17 protein-coding genes are annotated in these 17,869 nt (G+C 51.0%); 7 read left to right on the top strand and 10 right to left on the bottom strand.

What is annotated here, in order from left to right; genetic code table 11:
• Positions 1–28: 28 nt before the first annotated feature.
• The 5 genes from ACE5KN_RS06880 to ACE5KN_RS06860 form a co-directional block, all read right to left on the bottom strand.
• Complete coding sequence (locus ACE5KN_RS06880) at positions 29–1,069, bottom strand: BMP family lipoprotein (protein WP_375528470.1); 1,041 nt, start codon at positions 1,067–1,069, stop codon at positions 29–31.
• A 439-nt stretch (positions 1,070–1,508) separates the two neighbouring features.
• Positions 1,509–1,868 (bottom strand): 50S ribosomal protein L20, encoded by a 360-nt coding sequence (gene rplT, locus ACE5KN_RS06875; protein ID WP_375528471.1) that lies wholly within the window; start codon positions 1,866–1,868, stop codon positions 1,509–1,511.
• Positions 1,869–1,921: 53 nt separating this feature from the next.
• Positions 1,922–2,122, bottom strand: a complete 201-nt coding sequence (gene rpmI, locus ACE5KN_RS06870; RefSeq protein ID WP_375528472.1) for a 50S ribosomal protein L35 — start codon at positions 2,120–2,122, stop codon at positions 1,922–1,924.
• A gap of 14 nt (positions 2,123–2,136) precedes the next feature.
• Complete coding sequence (infC, locus tag ACE5KN_RS06865; RefSeq protein WP_375528473.1) at positions 2,137–2,640, bottom strand: translation initiation factor IF-3; 504 nt, start codon at positions 2,638–2,640, stop codon at positions 2,137–2,139.
• Positions 2,641–2,974: 334 nt separating this feature from the next.
• On the bottom strand, positions 2,975–4,213 hold the full coding sequence (locus ACE5KN_RS06860) for a glycosyltransferase family 2 protein (protein ID WP_375528474.1): 1,239 nt from the start codon (positions 4,211–4,213) through the stop codon (positions 2,975–2,977).
• Positions 4,214–4,883: 670 nt separating this feature from the next.
• Here ACE5KN_RS06860 and ACE5KN_RS06855 point away from each other — a divergent pair.
• A complete protein-coding gene (locus ACE5KN_RS06855) occupies positions 4,884–5,411 on the top strand; it encodes a phosphatase PAP2 family protein (RefSeq protein WP_375528475.1) in 528 nt (175 codons plus the stop codon).
• 52 nt (positions 5,412–5,463) lie between these two features.
• Positions 5,464–6,597 (top strand): MGDG synthase family glycosyltransferase, encoded by a 1,134-nt coding sequence (locus ACE5KN_RS06850; protein ID WP_375528476.1) that lies wholly within the window; start codon positions 5,464–5,466, stop codon positions 6,595–6,597.
• A gap of 35 nt (positions 6,598–6,632) precedes the next feature.
• On the opposite strand, the gene trmB is transcribed toward ACE5KN_RS06850, so the two are convergent.
• Complete coding sequence (gene trmB / locus ACE5KN_RS06845) at positions 6,633–7,364, bottom strand: tRNA (guanosine(46)-N7)-methyltransferase TrmB (protein WP_375528477.1); 732 nt, start codon at positions 7,362–7,364, stop codon at positions 6,633–6,635.
• Between the two features lie 198 nt (positions 7,365–7,562).
• Complete coding sequence (locus tag ACE5KN_RS06840) at positions 7,563–7,760, bottom strand: hypothetical protein (protein WP_375528478.1); 198 nt, start codon at positions 7,758–7,760, stop codon at positions 7,563–7,565.
• Positions 7,761–8,035: 275 nt separating this feature from the next.
• On the opposite strand from ACE5KN_RS06840, the gene mnmL reads away from it, so the two are divergent.
• The 5 genes from mnmL to ACE5KN_RS06815 all read left to right on the top strand — a co-directional run bounded on the left by mnmL (position 8,036) and on the right by ACE5KN_RS06815 (position 12,307).
• Entirely contained in the window at positions 8,036–8,989 is a 954-nt protein-coding gene (mnmL, locus tag ACE5KN_RS06835; protein ID WP_375528479.1) for a tRNA modification radical SAM protein MnmL/YtqA, read from the top strand.
• Positions 8,989–9,579, top strand: coding sequence for a tRNA 5-(aminomethyl)-2-thiouridylate-methyltransferase MnmM (mnmM, locus tag ACE5KN_RS06830; RefSeq protein ID WP_375528487.1), 591 nt, complete (start codon positions 8,989–8,991; stop codon positions 9,577–9,579). The genes mnmL and mnmM overlap by 1 nt, the downstream gene beginning before the upstream one ends.
• 94 nt (positions 9,580–9,673) lie before the next feature.
• A complete protein-coding gene (locus ACE5KN_RS06825; protein ID WP_375528480.1) occupies positions 9,674–10,069 on the top strand; it encodes a VOC family protein in 396 nt (131 codons plus the stop codon).
• Positions 10,070–10,110: 41 nt separating this feature from the next.
• On the top strand, positions 10,111–11,085 hold the full coding sequence (locus tag ACE5KN_RS06820) for a type I phosphomannose isomerase catalytic subunit (protein ID WP_375528481.1): 975 nt from the start codon (positions 10,111–10,113) through the stop codon (positions 11,083–11,085).
• Between the two features lie 280 nt (positions 11,086–11,365).
• Complete coding sequence (locus ACE5KN_RS06815; protein ID WP_375528482.1) at positions 11,366–12,307, top strand: alpha/beta fold hydrolase; 942 nt, start codon at positions 11,366–11,368, stop codon at positions 12,305–12,307.
• Positions 12,308–12,494: 187 nt separating this feature from the next.
• On the opposite strand, the gene ACE5KN_RS06810 is transcribed toward ACE5KN_RS06815, so the two are convergent.
• The 3 genes from ACE5KN_RS06810 to ACE5KN_RS06800 form a co-directional block, all read right to left on the bottom strand.
• Positions 12,495–13,028 (bottom strand): YfiT family bacillithiol transferase, encoded by a 534-nt coding sequence (locus tag ACE5KN_RS06810; protein WP_375528488.1) that lies wholly within the window; start codon positions 13,026–13,028, stop codon positions 12,495–12,497.
• A 91-nt stretch (positions 13,029–13,119) separates the two neighbouring features.
• Complete coding sequence (odhB, locus tag ACE5KN_RS06805) at positions 13,120–14,409, bottom strand: 2-oxoglutarate dehydrogenase complex dihydrolipoyllysine-residue succinyltransferase (protein ID WP_375528483.1); 1,290 nt, start codon at positions 14,407–14,409, stop codon at positions 13,120–13,122.
• A gap of 5 nt (positions 14,410–14,414) precedes the next feature.
• Positions 14,415–17,303, bottom strand: coding sequence for a 2-oxoglutarate dehydrogenase E1 component (locus ACE5KN_RS06800; protein WP_375528484.1), 2,889 nt, complete (start codon positions 17,301–17,303; stop codon positions 14,415–14,417).
• Positions 17,304–17,869: the final 566 nt, after the last annotated feature.

The following is a 17,869-nucleotide window of genomic DNA, read 5'->3' as shown; positions in this document are numbered from 1 at the left end:
CTGAATATCGGATTTCTGCAGTTCTGATTTATTTTGCAGGAACTGTAATTTCACCTTTGATGATTTTTTGTTTGTACTCTTCAACGGTATCCAGCACATCTTGAGGAACGTTTTTGTTTGTTTCAGGCAGACCTACACCGTTATCCTTCAAGCTCAGCGTTTCAACACCAGGAGTGAAGGTTCCGTCCACAACTTCCTTGGAAACTTTCTTAACCGCTTCGTCTACACGCTTAACCATGGAAGTCAGTGTTACATCATCACCGAATTCGAGGGACTGGTCTTTATCCACGCCGATAACCCAAACCTGCTGGCCGGATTTTACACGGGATTTCGCTTCATTGAAGACGCCCGTTCCGGTTCCGCCCGCTGCATGGAAGATAATATCCGCTCCACTGTTGTAGATGGTTGCAGCAGCCGCTTTACCCAGGTCAGGCTTATCGAAAGCGCCGGTGTAGTTTACAACTACTTCAGCATTAGGGTTTACTGCTTTAACACCAGCCGCAAATCCAACTTCAAAGCGTTTGATCAGCGGGCTGTCTTGTCCGCCTACAAAACCGACTTTATTGGTTTTTGTCATTTTCCCTGCAACGACACCCACAAGGAAGGAACCTTCATTTTCCGCAAAGGTTACGGATTTTACGTTTGGAGCATCCACAACGCTGTCAATGATGGCCAGATTGCTGTTCGGGTTTTCCTTGGCCGCCTTCTCAATGGCGTTCGCAAGGTTAAAGCCGATGCCCCAAGTCAGGTTGTATCCGCCTTTAATGAACTGATTCAGGTTCGGATCGTAGTCCTGGTCCGATTTACTCTGCAGGTATTTAACCTCTGCCCCGGTTTCCGTTTGAACGGCTTCCAGCGCTTCCCAAGCGGATTGGTTAAAGGATTTATCGTTTACACCGCCAACGTCTGTAACCATACCGATTTTAACGTCGGATTTGGCAGCTTCTCCGCCGCCGGCAGCTTGCCCGCCATTTTCGGTTGCAGCCCCCTGGTTTTTGTTGCCGCAGCCAGCGAGAATTACCGAAATGGCCAGCAGCAAGACCAAAGACATACTATAAAATTTCTTCATTCTAAATCTGTTCCCCCTTATGGTTGGTTCCTTCGGCCTATTCCCGTTCTCTGAGACGATGTCAAGAGATGTCGAGAATCATGGATCAGGACACTTACTTTAGAGATTATACAATCATGACCGCCCAAAATCCAGCAGTCTGATAACCTTTGGTCAATTTTTTTTTACAAAATTTCAATGAAAGCGTTCCATTTTGTTCAAAATACAAACAATGTATCATTCCATGTCATATTCATTCGTTTTTTCCCTGTTTTACTCATAACATTATCCGCTGCAGATAAGCATTTATGAGCATTTAGACGAAGATGTCTACTATACAGCTTACCCATCTTTCACACCGCTTAAGCGAATGATAGACAGTTATGTATCTTCTCTGGAAGATTTCACAAAAATAGACCGCCGAGAAATCGACGGTCTGTATTTGATTGGTTCCTGCTGCTTAAGCGTTGATTTTTTCTTTGGCTACGGAAGCCAGAGAGTTGAATGCGTTGATATCGTTAACAGCCAGGTCAGCCAGCATTTTGCGGTTCATGTCAACACCAGCCAGCTTCAGGCCGTGCATCATTTTGCTGTAGGACATTCCGTTTTGACGCGCTGCAGCATTGATACGCACGATCCACAGTCTGCGGAAGTTGCGTTTCGTCTGACGGCGGTCACGGTAAGCGTACACGAGAGATTTCATAACCTGCTCGTTAGCTGTTTTGAAAATGCGGTGTTTGGAACCGAAATAACCTTTAGCAAGCTTCAATACTTTTTTATGACGACGACGAACGACGAATCCGCCCTTTACTCTTGCCATATTAAAAGACCTCCCAAAAAATGTTTATGCTTATTGCATGATGATGTTCACTATTACTTCAGGTTAGACAAACCTTGCTTCAAACGTCTTACATCCCCAGGAGCCATCTCAGGGTTGGTTCCAAGGACACGCTTCGCACGCTTGGACTTGTGGGACAGCAGGTGGTTTTTGTACGCTTTATAGCGCGTTACTTTGCCTGTACCAGTGATTTTAAAGCGGCCTTTCAGGCTGCTGTGTGTTTTCATTTTAGGCATTTGTTACTTCCTCCTCAATTATCTTTAAGCTTTGGAGCCAAAATCATGATCATCGCACGCCCTTCGAGCTTAGGCTGGCGTTCAACGATGCAAAGGTCGGCCACTTCCGTCTTCACGCGCTCCAGAATCTTCTGGCCCACGTTGGCATGGGTGATCTCGCGTCCGCGGAAACGGACGGAGCATTTGACCTTGTCCCCTTCCTTCAGGAACTTCACCACATTGCGGAACTTGGTTTGGTAATCATGCTCCTCAATGTTGGAACGGAACCATACCTCTTTAACATCAACGATTTTTTGATTTTTGCGGGCTTCCTTCTCTTTCTTCTGCTGCTCATAACGGAATTTCCCGTAATCCATAATGCGGCATACCGGCGGCTTAGCCTGTGGTGCCACATTCACCAGATCTAAGTTAAGGTCGATCGCCATTTGCAAAGCCTCACGGGTCGGCTTGATACCGATTTGTTCCCCGTCAGGTCCTACCAGACGAACTTCACGCACCCGAATCTCATCATTGATCATATGTTCCTTACTAATAACACTCCACCTCCAGAACCTATTGGTCAAGCTTGGTTTGAAACATTAAAAAAGGGATGTCAGCTGATCAGCCGACATCCCTGTCTAAATCACAAGTCATCATGAAATATAACCATTCATAAATCATTAGATCAAGACCAGCCAGCCGGCGCCGGACAGGTGAGAAGCCAAAGCTTCTGCTTGTCAATCCATATTATTCAATTAAGACACTCAAACATATTAACATACAACCAAAAGTAAAGTCAACCCTAAATACACCTTTTTTCGGAATCCCTCTATAAATAAACATGGCACAAGGCGGCCAGAGGCCGCCTTGTTATTACCCCTGCTTGCTCTGAACCTCTTCCAGACGAACAACGCGCGTGTGCTCCGTATGGCTCCACTGCTTGTTGTTTTGAGTAAAGAAGGCATAGAACGTGATCGGGAACCAGGAAATCAGATAGACCGGGAAAAGGATCAGATACAGATACACCTTCTTGTAAGTCACCTTTTCCAGGAGCATCGCCGTCATAAATGTGGCAATGTTAAGCAGAATAGCCAGAGTGCCGATCCACAGCGGAATATGATTGTACAGATTGGCGATGTTCGGGCCGTTAAACACGACGGCATCCACCCACATGACAGCTGTCATCAGGAAAGTCAGCAATGTCGTATATACGTTCATCGCATACAAAGCCATATCGAATTTGATCAGGCTACCCTGCTTGATGCTCTGCCAGAGAAGCGGGAAGAAATAGCGGCGCGCCACCGTAAAGTGTCCCTGCATCCACCGCAGACGCTGTCTGGAGGAAGCTGCGAATGTGAGCGGCTTCTCGTCATACACCTTGGCATCGTAGTTGAACTTCGGATATACATTGCGCTGCGTGCAGCGCATGGTGAACTCAAGGTCTTCCACAAGGCTCGTAGCGCCCCAGCCCATTTCCTTGAGCAGGTTCGTTTCAAAGCACATGCCGGTTCCGCCCAGGAAGTTCGCCATATTGAGATTATGGCGAGACAGCTGCCATAAACGGTTGATGTACCAGTAAGAAATGCCGTATGCAGCGGTGATCCATGAATCCTCGGGATTTTTGGTATCTATATAACCCTGGATTACACGGGCACCGGAACAAAGATCATTGTTCATTTCCTGCAAAAAGTCAGGATGCGCCAGGTTGTCCGCGTCAAACATGACAATCGCGTCATACTGGCGAGGCATTTTCCAGAGCTCCTTCAGCATCCACTCAATTGCATAACCTTTGCCGCGCAGATTCGGATTGGTCCGCACACAGGCGTTCATCCCGTGGCTGCGCACAATATCCGCCGTTTTATCCGTGCAGTTATCACAAATGACAAACACGTCGTACAGTTCCTTCGGATAATTCAAATGCTTCAGGTTTTCCATAAGCGCACCGACGACCTGCTCTTCATTATGCGCTGCCACAAGCACCGCGAACGATTTGACGGGCGGAGCTTGTTCTTTTTTCTTCCTGCGGTACAGACCGAACAAAGAGAATGCGAATTGGTAGACTGCGATCAGCGCAAGAATGACCTGCACTGTCACAAAAATTGCGTCCAGCATGGTCTCTGTTACCCCCTTAATAATATCCCTTTAATAACTTTTGTCTTTTCTTTTCTAACTCTTTTCTGTAGTTCCTTACTTGACCCTGGCAGCAGCATCTGACGGCTGCTTGCCTTTTTTTGCAGACCCCTTATTGTCCGGTTTCGATGTAGGGTGGAGCTGGACCTTCCATCAGATTGCCATGTTCGATTTTCCTTGGTTTTGACTCGTTTGTCAAAAGCTTAAAAATGCAGGATGCTCCAGAAAAAGCACTCGGAAGCCCCGAATACGGAAAATGCTGCACTTCAAGCTCTCATTCATGGCGGTTAGTTCTTATTTTCATCCATTTGCTTGCTTTTTATTTCTTTCGCCCCCCCTTCGACAACCACGACTGGCTGAAAAAGGCTCATCTGTCCTACTTTTTGTGAAAGGCCTGGGAAAAGAAATGTTTTGCTTCAATCCTAAAGTTTATATAACTTTTTTCTTACAGATTGAATCACAGCAGCAACCAGTCTGAATCATTTTAATCAATTCGGCGGCATGAAGTCAAAAAAACCAAAGTCCAGGCTCCTGATTCTTGAAATGTGAGGCGTTTAAAAATATGATGGTTTTAACGTAAAATAACATTTATCGGCTATAATCAAGAAATTGAAAATAAATGCCGCTGAAAAAGCGGCGCCGGAGGAGTCATATGGATCGCCTAGTCATAAAACTACTTACTTTGGAGCACCGGCTGTTCAAATGGATCAATGGACGCCTTCATAATCGCTTTCTTAATTTCTGGCTATACTATTTGACTCATCTCGGCGGTGCAACCTTTACCATCGCCTCTACGATTCTGATCTGGCTGCTTGCGCCTTCGCCATGGGCGGAAACCGGGGCTAAAGCCTTAGTAGCCCTGGCAGTCAGCCATATTCCCGTAGCGATAGCCAAAAAGCTGTACCCGCGGGTAAGGCCTTATATCACGCTGCCAGATACCAATACATTCCGCAATCCGCTGACGGACCATTCGTTTCCGTCCGGACATACGACCGCCATCTTTTCGGTAACGGTGCCGTTTATGGCCGAAGCGCCGATTTTGACGTTTATTCTGGCGCCAATCGGGTTTATTGTCGGAATATCCCGCATTTATCTGGGGCTGCATTATCCGTCCGACGTCATTGCCGGTGCCATTTTAGGCTCCGCTGCTGCGGCCGGAACAGTTGCATTATGGCCTTAAAGCCGATAAGGTTAAATTTGAGGACAAATCAGCAGGGACAGGTGAACCGAAAGTGGCCAAAAAACGAGTATTATTATTATCGGAAGGTTTTGGAGCAGGCCATACGCAAGCGGCCTACGCACTCTCAAGCAGTCTGCGCAAGCTGTCCCCGAATGTGCAAACAAGGGTGCTTGAGCTTGGCAGCTTCTTGAACCCGCGCATGGCTCCGCTGATTATTACTGCATATAAAAAAACTGTCACTTCACAGCCGCGGCTTGTCGGCATGGTCTACCGTCATCAATATAAAAAATCATTAAGCAGGTTTACGACGCTTGCCTTGCACCGGCTGTTCTACACGCAAACCCGAAGCATATTGCGGCAGCTGCGCCCGGATCTGGTCGTGTGCACACACCCGATCCCCAGCGCCGTCATTTCCCGGCTGAAGCGTCTTGGGGTGCACGTTCCGTTATGCACGGTCATTACGGATTACGATGCGCACGGCACCTGGATCAGCCCTGAGGTGGACAGGTATTTTGTATCCACCGAGGAGGTTCAGCGGAAGCTGCGGCTGCGGGGGGTGCCCATCACCAAAATCCAGGTGACAGGCATTCCTGTACACCCGGATTTCTGGGAGCATCCCGGGCATGATGAAATCCGGAGCAAATTCGGACTGAAGGATATGCCAACCGTGCTTGTTATGGGCGGAGGCTGGGGGCTCATGAACGACGTAATGCTTCATGATTTCCTGCTTCGCTGGAAGGATCGGATACAAATTATTTTTTGTGTGGGCAATAACGAAAAAATCCGACAGAAAATGCTGCGGGACAACCGTTTTCATCATCCTCATGTTCATGTGCTTGGCTTCACCCGCGAAATCGACAAGCTGATGGAGGTGTCCGATCTTCTCGTCACCAAGCCCGGAGGCATGACCTGTTCGGAAGGGCTGGCAAAAGGAATTCCGATGCTTTTCCATAACCCTCTGCCTGGACAGGAAGAGGAGAACAGCCAGTATTTTGCGGCCCAGGGGTACGGTGAGACAATCACATCCCCGGATGTAGTAGCCAAATGGATGAACAGGCTGCTCCATGATTATCCCGATATTGTGCGCAAGCGCCAGGAACACATCGAAAACATCGCACGTTATTATCCGATGCAAAGCGCGCTGAGCATTCTGGATCTGCTCGAACGAAACAAGGTGCTCTCCTAAGAGAGCACCTTGTCCTATTTGTAGGAGCTATTAAATTATTGCTGTCCGCCGCTGCGCATTCCATACTTATCGAGCCTGCTCTTATTGTATTCCGCAAAGACCTCTTCTCCTACAAGCACCTCAACACGATGAATATTCATGCCTTTGCCCATAAATTTCTGCTCATACTCTGTCATGACATGCTCTTCATTGATGCCGTCCCGGTGCAAATTCAGGGAAATGTTCGTCATCTGCATGCCGCTGTCCGCAATCGCGTTCAGGGAAAACTCAAACAGCGTTTCCGAATCGGTTTTAAAATGAATTTCCCCCCGGCTGTTCAGCAACCGGGAATAGACCTGCAGGAAGCGGGGATGCGTCAGGCGGCGGCGGGCATGCTTCTTCTTCGGCCACGGATCTGAAAAATTCAAATAAATGCGCTCAATTTCCCCCGCCTCGAACACTTCTTCAATACGTTCAATGTTCGCCAGGGCAAGCTTGACGTTAGGCGGCGAATCCGCTCCTGCTTCCCCCCACGCGGCACGTGCCTTCTCGCTGGCCCGGCGCACAAGCTCGTCGTACATATCAAAACCGATATAATTGATCTCCGGGTTGCGGACACTCATCTGGCTGATAAACTGACCCTTTCCCATGCCAAATTCAACATGGATGGGACGATCGTTGCCAAACAGGCGCGCCCACTGCCCTTTATATTGCGCTGGCTGCAGAATGACCAGATCCTGCTGCTCTTCCAGACTTTCGCGAATTCCTTTTCTGCCGCGTAAACGCATGTTACTCCTCCATTATGCCTCATAATCTTGTTGGACCGCATGATTTGCATTCATGTCCCCTGCAATATTGTGCCGAACTTCACGGCAAAAGTAAACGGAAATTTCAAGGCGTATAAAGTGAAAAAGGAATCCCCACCGTCACTCAGGATGATTAACGGAAAGAAATTCCTTTTTCGATATATTTGGATTGGGGTCCAACTAAGTCAGTAGTTCATAGTCTACCTTATCCTTGGGGGAGAAATCAAATGTCTTTTCACAAGCGGCACGAATTTTTTGTCTGGCACTTGTTCCGATATGCTGATTTGCCGGATAACGCACCCCTGTCAGGGCAAGCGCCTCATCGAAGGTCAATTCAACCAAAATCTTATCAGGGCACTTGTGGATGGGCGTATTCATCCTGATCACCTCACGGTTATTTTTTAGTGGACCGGACCTGCAAAATACGTTGACAGAACTGGATCAGCAGCGTTTGCTTCAAGTTCTGGTTCCGCTTTCAATATAACATATCATGTAATGTATTTCAATTGTCGCAAAGCCTTTTCTGAGCTGAAATTCCAATGTTACTCCTTTTGGCCAATTCCCATTTGAAGCTGTTTTTTGGTACAATAAACAGAGTCTGGACGTCTGAAATGAGAGCCCTGGCGTTCTCAAAATATATAGAGGGAGCACATATGAATTCAAACTTGCTTACACCCCCTGCCTTGTGGGGGGATAAACGGTTCCATACATGGAATTATGAAATGCGCGAGCAGTTTCAGGAAAAAATATTCAAGGTCATGCTTGACGCCGGCTTTACCTGTCCCAACAGGGACGGCACCATTGCCACGGGAGGCTGCACCTTCTGCAGCGCCCGCGGGTCGGGGGATTTCGCCGGCAGACGGCGCGATGATCTGGTGACCCAATTCAATACGATCCGGGACAGACAGCACTTGAAATGGCCAAATGCCAAATACATCGGCTATTTTCAGGCATACACCAACACATATGCTCCTGTCGAGGAACTGCGCGAATATTACGAGGTGATACTGGAGCAACCGGGAGTCGTCGGACTTTCCATCGCCACGCGTCCTGACTGCCTTCCCGATGATGTCGTGGATTATCTTGCCGAGCTGAATGAGCGGACCTATCTATGGGTGGAAATGGGGCTGCAGACCGTTCATGAATCCACCTCGCATCTGATTAACCGGGCCCATGATACCCAGTGCTATCTGGATGCCGTGGAAAAGCTGCGCAAACGCAACATACGCGTCTGCGCCCATATCATTTACGGTCTGCCGCAGGAGACGCATGAGATGATGCTGGATACCGGGCGAGCCGTCGCTCAAATGGATGTGCAGGGCATTAAAATTCATCTGCTGCACCTGATGCGCAAGACACCCATGGTCAAGCAGTATGAGGCCGGTCTTCTCCGCTTCCTGGAAATGGACGAATATATCAAGCTGATTGTCGATACGCTGGAGTTTCTGCCTCCCGAAATGATCGTGCATCGACTGACCGGCGATGCTCCCAGAGATCTGCTGATCGGTCCGATGTGGTCATTGCGAAAATGGGAGGTCCTCAACGGAATAGATAAAGAGCTGAAGGTACGCGATACATGGCAGGGCAAATACTGGAGGAATGCCTGATGGGCTTCCTGTCGGTTCTCAGCTATGCCCACCAGCTTGTCACCGCAAGGGTTCAGCCGGGAGACGTGGCAGTGGATGCGACGGCAGGCACGGGAGCGGACACCCTGTTCCTCGCCAAAGCCGTGGGCAGACGCGGCCGCGTATTCAGCTTCGATATCCAGGAGGAAGCGCTGCGCCTGACGCAGGAGCGTCTTGACAAGGAGAGTGGCCCACTCGGGCAGGTGACCCTGCTGCATGAGAGCCATGCCCTGCTCCACGACAAGCTGCCTGAAGATCTGCGCGGGACGATATCTGCCGTCATGTTCAATCTGGGCTATCTGCCGGCCGAAGGAGCTGATCCCGCCGTCATTACGAAAATGGACAGCACCATTCCGGCCTTGAACGCCGCTCTCATGGTGCTCCGTCCGCGTGGCATCCTGACGGCAGTGCTCTACCCCGGCCATCCCGGCGGAGAGGAAGAAGCCCGTGCGGTTACCGAATGGGCCGCCACACTGCCTGCGGACGGCTTCCAAAGCATTATTTATCGGCAGCTGCAGCGTCCCTCAGCTCCTTACGTCGTTGCCGTGGAGAAGAAAGCACATAAGCGGTAGTCTCTTGAACATATCTCTAAAGATAAGCTCGGCCGGAAAACTTAGCTTTCCCGGCCATCTTACATAAAACTCTTAAAGAAAGGCGGTTCGCATTATGGCAGTAACCAAAATTGAGCATGTCGGCATCATGGTATCATCGATCGAAAAATCCGTTGAATTTTATGAAAAAGTGGTCGGCCTTACGCATCTGGAAACTGCTGGCCATGTCAATTCAAGCATCCGCCTCGCCTTTCTGGCCTTCCCGGGCCAGCGTGACGTGGAGCTGGAGCTGATCGAGGGCTATGCAGCCAAGCTGCCCAGCGAGGGACAGGTGCATCACGTTGCTTTTGGCGTGGACGATATCGAAAGCGAATACCGCCGCATCCAAGGCCTGAATGTGGATCAGCTTGATCCCGAACTGACAACGCTTCCGAATGGCAGCCGTTACTTCTTTTTCAGAGGGCCTGACGGAGAGATGCTGGAGTTTTTTCAGTCCACCCGCTCCGTATAACTCAGACTTTGTAAACTTTAACGATGAAGGAGAGAGAAATCATGCTGAAACCTTATCCGCTGCAATTTCAACCTGAATTTAAAGAAAGAGTCTGGGGCGGCAGAGCCCTGGAACGATTCGGCCTCACCCCGCCGGAAGGACACATCGGCGAAGGCTGGATGATTGCAGACCATGCCAACGGCACAACGTCTGTGGTCAACGGTCCTCTGACCGGAAAAGGACTGGACGAGCTCCGTGAGCAATTCGGCACGGAATGGCTCGGCAGCAAAGGCGTTTCCGAAAAGGGGGGCCGCTTTCCACTTCTGATCAAGCTGCTGGACTGCAATGACGACCTGTCCGTTCAAGTCCATCCGACAGACAGCTACGAGGGTCTGCCACAAGGCGAGCTGGGTAAAACGGAGATGTGGTATGTGCTGGATGCCAAGCCGGACGCCAAGATCATCTACGGCCTTAAGGAAGGGGTTACCCCGGAAAGCATGCGGGCAGCGCTTGAAAACGGAACGATCATGGAGCTCCTGAACCAGGTCCCGGTAGAAGCAGGTGACACCTTCTTTATCCCGGCCGGAACGGTGCATGCTTTATGTGCAGGTGTGCTCGTGGCGGAAATCCAGCAAAATTCGGATACTACATACCGGCTTTACGATTACAACCGTCCTGGACTGGACGGAAAGCCGCGTGAGCTGCATATTGAGGATTCCCTGAACGTAACCTCCTTCGAAGGGGCGGGAGCAACCTCCATGAAAACTTCGGGAGCCAAAGCAGGCGAATGGCTGCAGCTTGCAACATGCGACTATTTTACGGTGGAAAAGGGTATTGTAAGCGGTAAGTGGGATTTGTCCACGTCCCCTGATAGCTTCACCATCCTGATTGTCTGCGATGGAAACGGATCGCTTGCATGGGATAACGGCAGCGAGTCCCTGGCCTACAAAGCCGGGGACTGCTTCCTGCTCCCAGCTAACCTCGGGGCGTACTCTTTGTCCGGGGAAGGCATCGTGCTGAGATCCTATCTTCCTTAAGAAAAACGTCTATCGATGTAATTCAAAGAAGACAGACCGCGTTTAGCAGTAGTTTTTCTTGCGATTCCAGAATTGCTCAGCTCCGCTGAGAACCTATAAATTCTGCAATCTTAAGAAAAAAGTCTATCGACGTAAATTCAAAGAAGACAGACCGCGTTTAGTGGTAGTTTTTCTTGTGATATCAGGAGGACTATTCCGGGAAGTTTATACTTTCTGATATTTTAAGCAGATCCATGTTCAGCACGGACGACCGTTCACGTTCAAGGAAGTGACGCTACAGATGAAAGAATATACGTTTACCATGTGGGATCATGGCGGACATGACGTATTTGTGTACCGTTGGCTGCCTGACAACGAAGCAGACGTGCAAGGCATCGTGCAAATTGCGCACGGCATGTGCGAAACAGCCTACCGCTATCTGGAACTGGCGCAGCACCTGACAGCGAGCGGTTATGCCGTATACGCCAATGATCATATCGGGCATGGCCGAACCGCAGCCTCTCCGGGCAGCTTGGGCAATCCGGGGCCGGATGCCTTTAACCGCATGGCCCGCAATATGATCGAAGTCGGGGAGATTGCGTCTTCGGAATTCGCGGGCGTGCCTCGCATTCTGTTCGGGCACAGCATGGGTTCCTTTTTGACGCAAAAGGTGATGTACGACCCGGAGCAGTCCTATGACGGTTTTATCCTTTCAGGCACCAATGGCCCCCGCAGGCTGCTTCGCTTCGGGGAAAGGCTGGCTGTAATCCAAGGGATGCTCCAAGGGACCGAACACCGCAGCTTACTGTTGAACGCCATCGTATTCGGCGGGTTTAACCGCTCCTTCCGCCCGGCAAGAACCGGCTTTGACTGGCTGTCACGCGACCCGGAGGAGGTTGACCGCTTTATTCAGGACCCTTTATGCGGGGCCATTTGCACGACCGACTTCTTCCGTTCTTTCTTCAGGCTTTTGCAGGAGATTCATCTCCCCAGTTCTCTCGTTAAAATCGATAAAAGCAAGCCGGTATATATTTTCGCCGGTGACAGAGACCCTGTCGGCATGTTCGGCAAAGGCGTCCTCTCCTTGCTTCAATTGTATAAGGAGCTGGGAATGGAACGGGTGGAATATAAGCTGTACCCTGACGGGCGGCATGAAATGCTGCATGAAATCAACCGGGAAGAAGTGATAGCCGACACGATTGGCTGGCTTCGGCGTCATTTTTCGACAGTATCCTCTGGATAAGAAAAACGTCTATCGACGTACATTCACAGAAGACAGACCGCATTTAGAGGAAGTTTTTCTTGCGATGATAGAATTGTTCAGCTCCGCTGAAAACTTATAAATTCTATCATCTTAAGACAAAAAAGAGCATTCTTCGCACCTGAAAAAGGCGGGAGGATGCTCTTTTTTCATGTAATTCATTCCCTGACTACCACCCCATACGCTTTGCCAATGAAGTGATGTGAGCCGTATGATGTCTTCCATGCCAGGAATACAGTCCTACGGCCGTCTCCAAACTGGCCTCACCCGATTCCGGATGAATAAACGAACGATTGAACTGCTCGGGCCCGAAGGAATGAAGCAGCGTTGTCCACCTCTCATGCAGCGAGTCCAGCAGACTTAGCGATACTTCAACAGGCAGCTGTCTGGCATCGGGAAGCTCCGCCCAGCGGCCTTCATCATAGGGCCTGATCGTTGGGCCGTCTTCCGTCAAAGCCAGCTTGAACCGTACATAGCTGTTAATATGGCTGTCGGCTACATGGTGAACCACCTGGCGCACCGTCCAGCCTCCGTCCCGATAAGGGGTATTCAGCTGCTCTTCATCCAACCCTTCCACAGCGGCGCGCAGCTTGGCAGGCAGCTCGGCGATGTCCTTAATCCAGGACTGCAGCAGTTCATCCGTAAACCGGTCAGGCGCCTCAAATTCTCCTATCGGGTATCTGTCTTTCCATTCGACACTCATGCGTTCACCTGGCCCCTCCATATTTAGTCTACTCAAAAAAGGCAGACCGCCAAAGCGCAGTCTGCCTTTATAGTTCGTCGAGTGTTATCCCTTATCCTTCAAGCAGAAGCGACTCAGGATCCTCCAGCAATTCCTTGACCGTCACCAGGAAACGTACAGCCTCGCTGCCGTCGATAATGCGGTGATCATAGGACAAGGCAATATACATCATCGGACGGTTCTCCATCCGCTCCTCATCGATGGCAACCGGACGAATCTGGATCTTGTGCATACCCAAAATACCCACCTGAGGAGTGTTCAAAATTGGCGTTGAGAGCAAGGAACCGAATACCCCGCCATTGGTAATTGTAAAGGTACCGCCCTGCAGGTCAGACAAGGCCAGCGTGTTGGAGCGCGCCTTGCTCGCCAGCTCGGCGATGCTTCTCTCAATCTCAGCAAATCCGAGTCTGTCCGCATCCCGCACGACAGGAACCACTAAGCCTTCCTTAGCGGAAACCGCGATACCGATATCATAAAATTTCTTCAGCACAACTTCATCGCCGTCAATTTCCGCATTCAGCGTCGGGAACTGCTTGAGAGCGCCGACTACTGCCTTCGTGAAGAAGGACATGAAGCCCAGGCCGATATCATGCTTTTCCTTGAATTTGTCTTTTCTGCGCTTCCGTACTTCCAGGATGGCCGTCATATCGACCTCATTAAAGGTAGTCAGCATCGCTGCCGTATGCTGCGCTTCAACGAGACGCTTGGCGATGGTTGCCCGGCGGCGGCTCATCTTCTGACGTTCAACCGGCTTGCCGTACCCGCCTTCCGGCTGGCCTGCGGCCGCCGGTTTGGCAGAAGCCTGCGGCGCAGGCGATTGAACAGCCGGAGCAGCGCCAGAAGTGTGGGCTTTCACATCGTCCTGATAAATCCGTCCTATCGGGTCTCTTCCCTGAACTTCACCCAGATCAATGCCGCGCTCGCGCGCCAGCTTGCGGGCAGATGGGGAGGCCTTTTGCGAACTGTCGCTTGGCGGTGGCACGACTGCCGCGCCGCTGCCGGTGAGTTGCTTGTCATCACCCTTGGAAGGAACGGAAGGGGGGCTGACATCAGCCGGGGCTGAAGCTGCCTCCGTGGTGGCAGGAGCAGCAGCAGGACTCACACCCGCACCGCTGCCGATCACACCGACAGCTTCTCCGATCTCTACCGTCTCCCCTTCCTGACGGATAATTTTCTCGAGCACGCCGGACTCTTCGGCACTGATCTCCAGATTGACTTTATCCGTTTCCAGCTCCAGCAGGACGTCTCCCTGGGATACCGCGTCCCCTTCTTTAACGTGCCATCTGGAAATTGTTCCTTCAGTAATGGATTCCCCCATTGCGGGTACTTTAATCTCGCTCACAGACGCTACCTCCCCAGTGGAATATTGGTTTTGTTCGATATTTTCTTCAGTGCCGACTGAATAATGTTCTGCTGCTCCATCGCGTGTACGTGCTGATAACCGCTCGCAGGGCTTGAACGCTCCGGTCTGCCCTGATAGTTCACCACAGCTCCCTTAGGAGCCACGGCCCGCAGGCGGGGTTCCATGTAAGTCCAGGCGCCCATATTTTTCGGCTCCTCCTGCACCCACAGCAGCTCCTTCACCTTGCCAAACCGCTTCAGCACAGCCTGGATTTCCTGCTCAGGGAAAGGATACAACTGCTCCACACGGATAATATGGAGCCAGTCAAGCTCCTCGCTGCCTTCCTTCTCCAGCGCTTCTTCCAGATCGATAGCGATTTTGCCGCTGCACAGAACGATGCGTTCTACACGGTCGGCACGTCCTCCCAGCCCCGGCTGTTCCAGGATCGGGCGGAACGAGCCTTCGCTGAGCTCCGCGACAGGCGAAGCGACACGGTTGTTGCGGATCAGGCTCTTCGGCGACATCAGTACGAGCGGACGCGCCTGCTCCGTACCGCCAATAGCCGCCTGGCTGCGCAGAAGGTGGAAATACTGGGCTGCACTCGACAGGTTGGCTACGGTCCAGTTATCTTCCGCTGCCAGCTGCAGGAAGCGTTCCAGACGAGCGCTCGTATGCTCCGGCCCTTGCCCTTCGGCAGCATGCGGGAGAAGCATGACGAGGCTGGATTTTTGTCTCCATTTCGCCTGCCCTGCGGAAATAAACTGATCGAAAATAACCTGTGCGCAGTTGGCAAAGTCCCCAAATTGCGCCTCCCAGATGACCATCGTCTCCGGCGAGTAAACGTTATAGCCGTATTCAAAGCCGAGCACTCCCGCTTCCGACAGCGGACTGTTATAGATCGCGAAGGATGCTTTGGCCTGCGGCAATGCATGCAGCGGGCAGAACAGGTCCCCCGTCTCCGGATCATGCAGCACAAGGTTGCGGTGGGCGAAGGTAGCCCGCTCCGCGTCCTGGCCTGTCATGCGGATCGGTCTGCCGTCAGCCAGAATACTGGCGAAAGCCAGCGTCTCCGCAAGGCTCCAGTCAATTTTCTCGCCTGCATTAAAGGCGCTTTTCCGGCGCTGCAGAATCTTGGAGAGCTTCGGATACACCCGGAAATTGGCCGGCCATTTCAGCAAAGCTTCGTTTATTTCCTGCAGCTGGGCTGCCGGAACACCAGTCTTAAGCTTAAGCTTGTCACCTTTGGCATGACGCTTGTCTTCCACGGGCTCTTCCTTCGGATGGTTCTTTGCTTCTTCATGGGCCGACTTCAGCCGGCTCTGCACTTCTTCCACCAGACCGCTGCGGAAGGATGCATCCACCACGTTTTGCTCCACCAGATATTTATTGTAGAGATTGCTTACTGTTGGGTGCTGCTTCACCTTGCGGTAAACGAGCGGCTGAGTGGTCTCCGGATCATCTGTCTCGTTATGACCGTAGCGGCGGTAGCCGATCAGATCGATCAGGAAATCCTTCTTGAATACATTTCGGTATTCGGCAGCAATACGCGCTGCGGCGATGCAGGCCTCCGGATTATCCGCATTCACATGGATGATCGGAATTTCGAAGCCCTTGGCCAGATCACTTGCATAATGAGTCGATCTGGAATCGCTGCTGTCTGTCGTAAAGCCAAGTCTGTTGTTTACAATGATATGAATGGTTCCGCCGTTGCTGAATCCTCTCAAGCCTTTAAAGTTCAGCGTTTCCGCAACAATTCCTTCCCCTGGAAAAGCCGCGTCGCCATGCATAACGATGGTTGCAGCCTTGTTGACATCCTGTACCGGATAACCAGGCACGCTGCGGTCCTCCTGCGCTGCGCGAGCAAAGCCCTGTACAACCGGATTCACATATTCCAGATGGCTCGGGTTGTTCGCCAGCGTCAGACGCGCACGGACAGCTTCTCCTTCTTTCACATATCTGTCGGCTCCCAGATGGTATTTCACGTCCCCTGTCCATCCGTAATTGATGCCGGTAGAGCCTTCGGACGGAATCAGATCCTTGTTCGGGGAATGGTGGAACTCGGCAAAGATTTTGCTGTACGGCTTGCCCAGCACATGAGCCAGCACATTCAGCCGTCCCCTGTGGGCCATCCCCATCAGGACATGGCTTGCGCCAGCCTCGATAACGCTGTGCACCACCTCGTCAATCAGAGGCACAAGCGCATCATTTCCTTCGATCGAGAAGCGCTTCTGTCCGACGAAGGTTTTATGCAAAAATTCCTCAAACTGCTCCACTTCAACCAATCTGCCAAGCAGTGCCTTGCGCTCCTCCGCGTTTAACTGCTCTGCGTTCCAACCCGATTCCGCCTTGCGATTCAGCCAGTCCCTTTCCTTCTCATCGTGGATATGCGTAAATTCAAACGCCAATGGGCCCGTATAGGCTTCACGCAGCTTTTGAACGGCATCCCATCCGTTGAGAGCATCCTGAGGAGCAGCGTCCCAAATCAATGAAGCAGGAAAAGCCTTCAAATCCTGCTCCGTCAGCCCGTAAAACTCCGGTTCAAGCAATCCGGTGTCCGCCTTCGGACTTAATCCCAACGGATCAATGTCGGCTGCGAGATGGCCGTAAGCGCGAATGTTCGAGACCAGCTTGCCTGCTGTAACCGCTTTCTGCAATAGACCTGCATCAGCTGCCGGCTGAACAACCGTAGTCCCCCCCTGATTTTCGGAAATTACGGAAACGACGCTCCCCTCCGCTTGAGGAGGTTCACCCCACTGTTCAAAAAGCTGCCGGTACGTCGGATCCACGGAAGCCGGATCCTTGATGAATTTTTCATACTGCTCCTGCACATACCCCAGGTTCGGTCCGTAATACGTCTGCCATGGCACTTGTCTGTCACTGTCTGCCATCGTCATCTCGTTCCCTTCGTCATGTTTTGGGATTCATCGCTGGACGGAATCGGTCTTTAAATTTGATTGCTCATTTCCAACCTATTACAAAACTCCGTCCATCATCCATTTCACAGAGTTCATTCTTGAGTTTAAGAGGAAAGATAAAAGCGTGTGTCCGGCATTTTTCCGGAACGGAATGTATGCCAGCCTATCATTTTTATAAGCGCTTTCCTTCTCAGTCACCATTGTATAAAATTTTGCACTCCGATAACATTTCCTATTTTTCAACATATTAATGCAAATTTGATATGAATCAGGCCATCTCCCATTATAATAAACAAAACTTTAAAAGGCCAATCCATCTGTTATCCAGCGGATTGGCCTTTTCACTCTATAAGAGGTAGTTCAAAAAGTCATCTTTTGATCACGAAGGAAGTCAGGAAGCGGACTCGACATCGAATCTTGAATTCAGCCGGGCCTTCCGGTGCTCACGTACCCCAAGTACGCTCCGCTCCTCAGTCCCTTGCTTCATTCAACTCCAGCGTTTTGAAAAAACGCACATCGGAAGCATAGGCTTCGGTGCTGAAAAC

Source organism: Paenibacillus terreus, assembly GCF_042138595.1.
GTDB lineage: Bacteria > Bacillota > Bacilli > Paenibacillales > Paenibacillaceae > Paenibacillus > Paenibacillus terreus.
The sequence above is the reverse complement of the archived record's forward strand: the minus strand, read 5'-3'. Positions and strand labels throughout refer to the sequence as shown.

What these genes read in the sequence shown, in the direction of transcription:
- ACE5KN_RS06820 (WP_375528481.1), top strand. Translation starts at nt 10,111, where the DNA reads ATGCTGAAACCTTATCCGCTGCAATTTCAACCTGAATTTAAAGAAAGA.
- mnmM (WP_375528487.1), top strand. Translation starts at nt 8,989, where the DNA reads ATGGGCTTCCTGTCGGTTCTCAGCTATGCCCACCAGCTTGTCACCGCA.
- rplT (WP_375528471.1), bottom strand. Translation starts at nt 1,868, where the DNA reads ATGGCAAGAGTAAAGGGCGGATTCGTCGTTCGTCGTCGTCATAAAAAA.
- ACE5KN_RS06800 (WP_375528484.1), bottom strand. Translation starts at nt 17,303, where the DNA reads ATGACGATGGCAGACAGTGACAGACAAGTGCCATGGCAGACGTATTAC.
- trmB (WP_375528477.1), bottom strand. Translation starts at nt 7,364, where the DNA reads ATGCGTTTACGCGGCAGAAAAGGAATTCGCGAAAGTCTGGAAGAGCAG.
- rpmI (WP_375528472.1), bottom strand. Translation starts at nt 2,122, where the DNA reads ATGCCTAAAATGAAAACACACAGCAGCCTGAAAGGCCGCTTTAAAATC.
- ACE5KN_RS06840 (WP_375528478.1), bottom strand. Translation starts at nt 7,760, where the DNA reads ATGAATACGCCCATCCACAAGTGCCCTGATAAGATTTTGGTTGAATTG.
- infC (WP_375528473.1), bottom strand. Translation starts at nt 2,640, where the DNA reads ATGATCAATGATGAGATTCGGGTGCGTGAAGTTCGTCTGGTAGGACCT.
- ACE5KN_RS06810 (WP_375528488.1), bottom strand. Translation starts at nt 13,028, where the DNA reads ATGAGTGTCGAATGGAAAGACAGATACCCGATAGGAGAATTTGAGGCG.
- ACE5KN_RS06860 (WP_375528474.1), bottom strand. Translation starts at nt 4,213, where the DNA reads ATGCTGGACGCAATTTTTGTGACAGTGCAGGTCATTCTTGCGCTGATC.
- ACE5KN_RS06880 (WP_375528470.1), bottom strand. Translation starts at nt 1,069, where the DNA reads ATGAAGAAATTTTATAGTATGTCTTTGGTCTTGCTGCTGGCCATTTCG.
- ACE5KN_RS06855 (WP_375528475.1), top strand. Translation starts at nt 4,884, where the DNA reads ATGGATCGCCTAGTCATAAAACTACTTACTTTGGAGCACCGGCTGTTC.
- ACE5KN_RS06825 (WP_375528480.1), top strand. Translation starts at nt 9,674, where the DNA reads ATGGCAGTAACCAAAATTGAGCATGTCGGCATCATGGTATCATCGATC.
- ACE5KN_RS06815 (WP_375528482.1), top strand. Translation starts at nt 11,366, where the DNA reads ATGAAAGAATATACGTTTACCATGTGGGATCATGGCGGACATGACGTA.
- mnmL (WP_375528479.1), top strand. Translation starts at nt 8,036, where the DNA reads ATGAATTCAAACTTGCTTACACCCCCTGCCTTGTGGGGGGATAAACGG.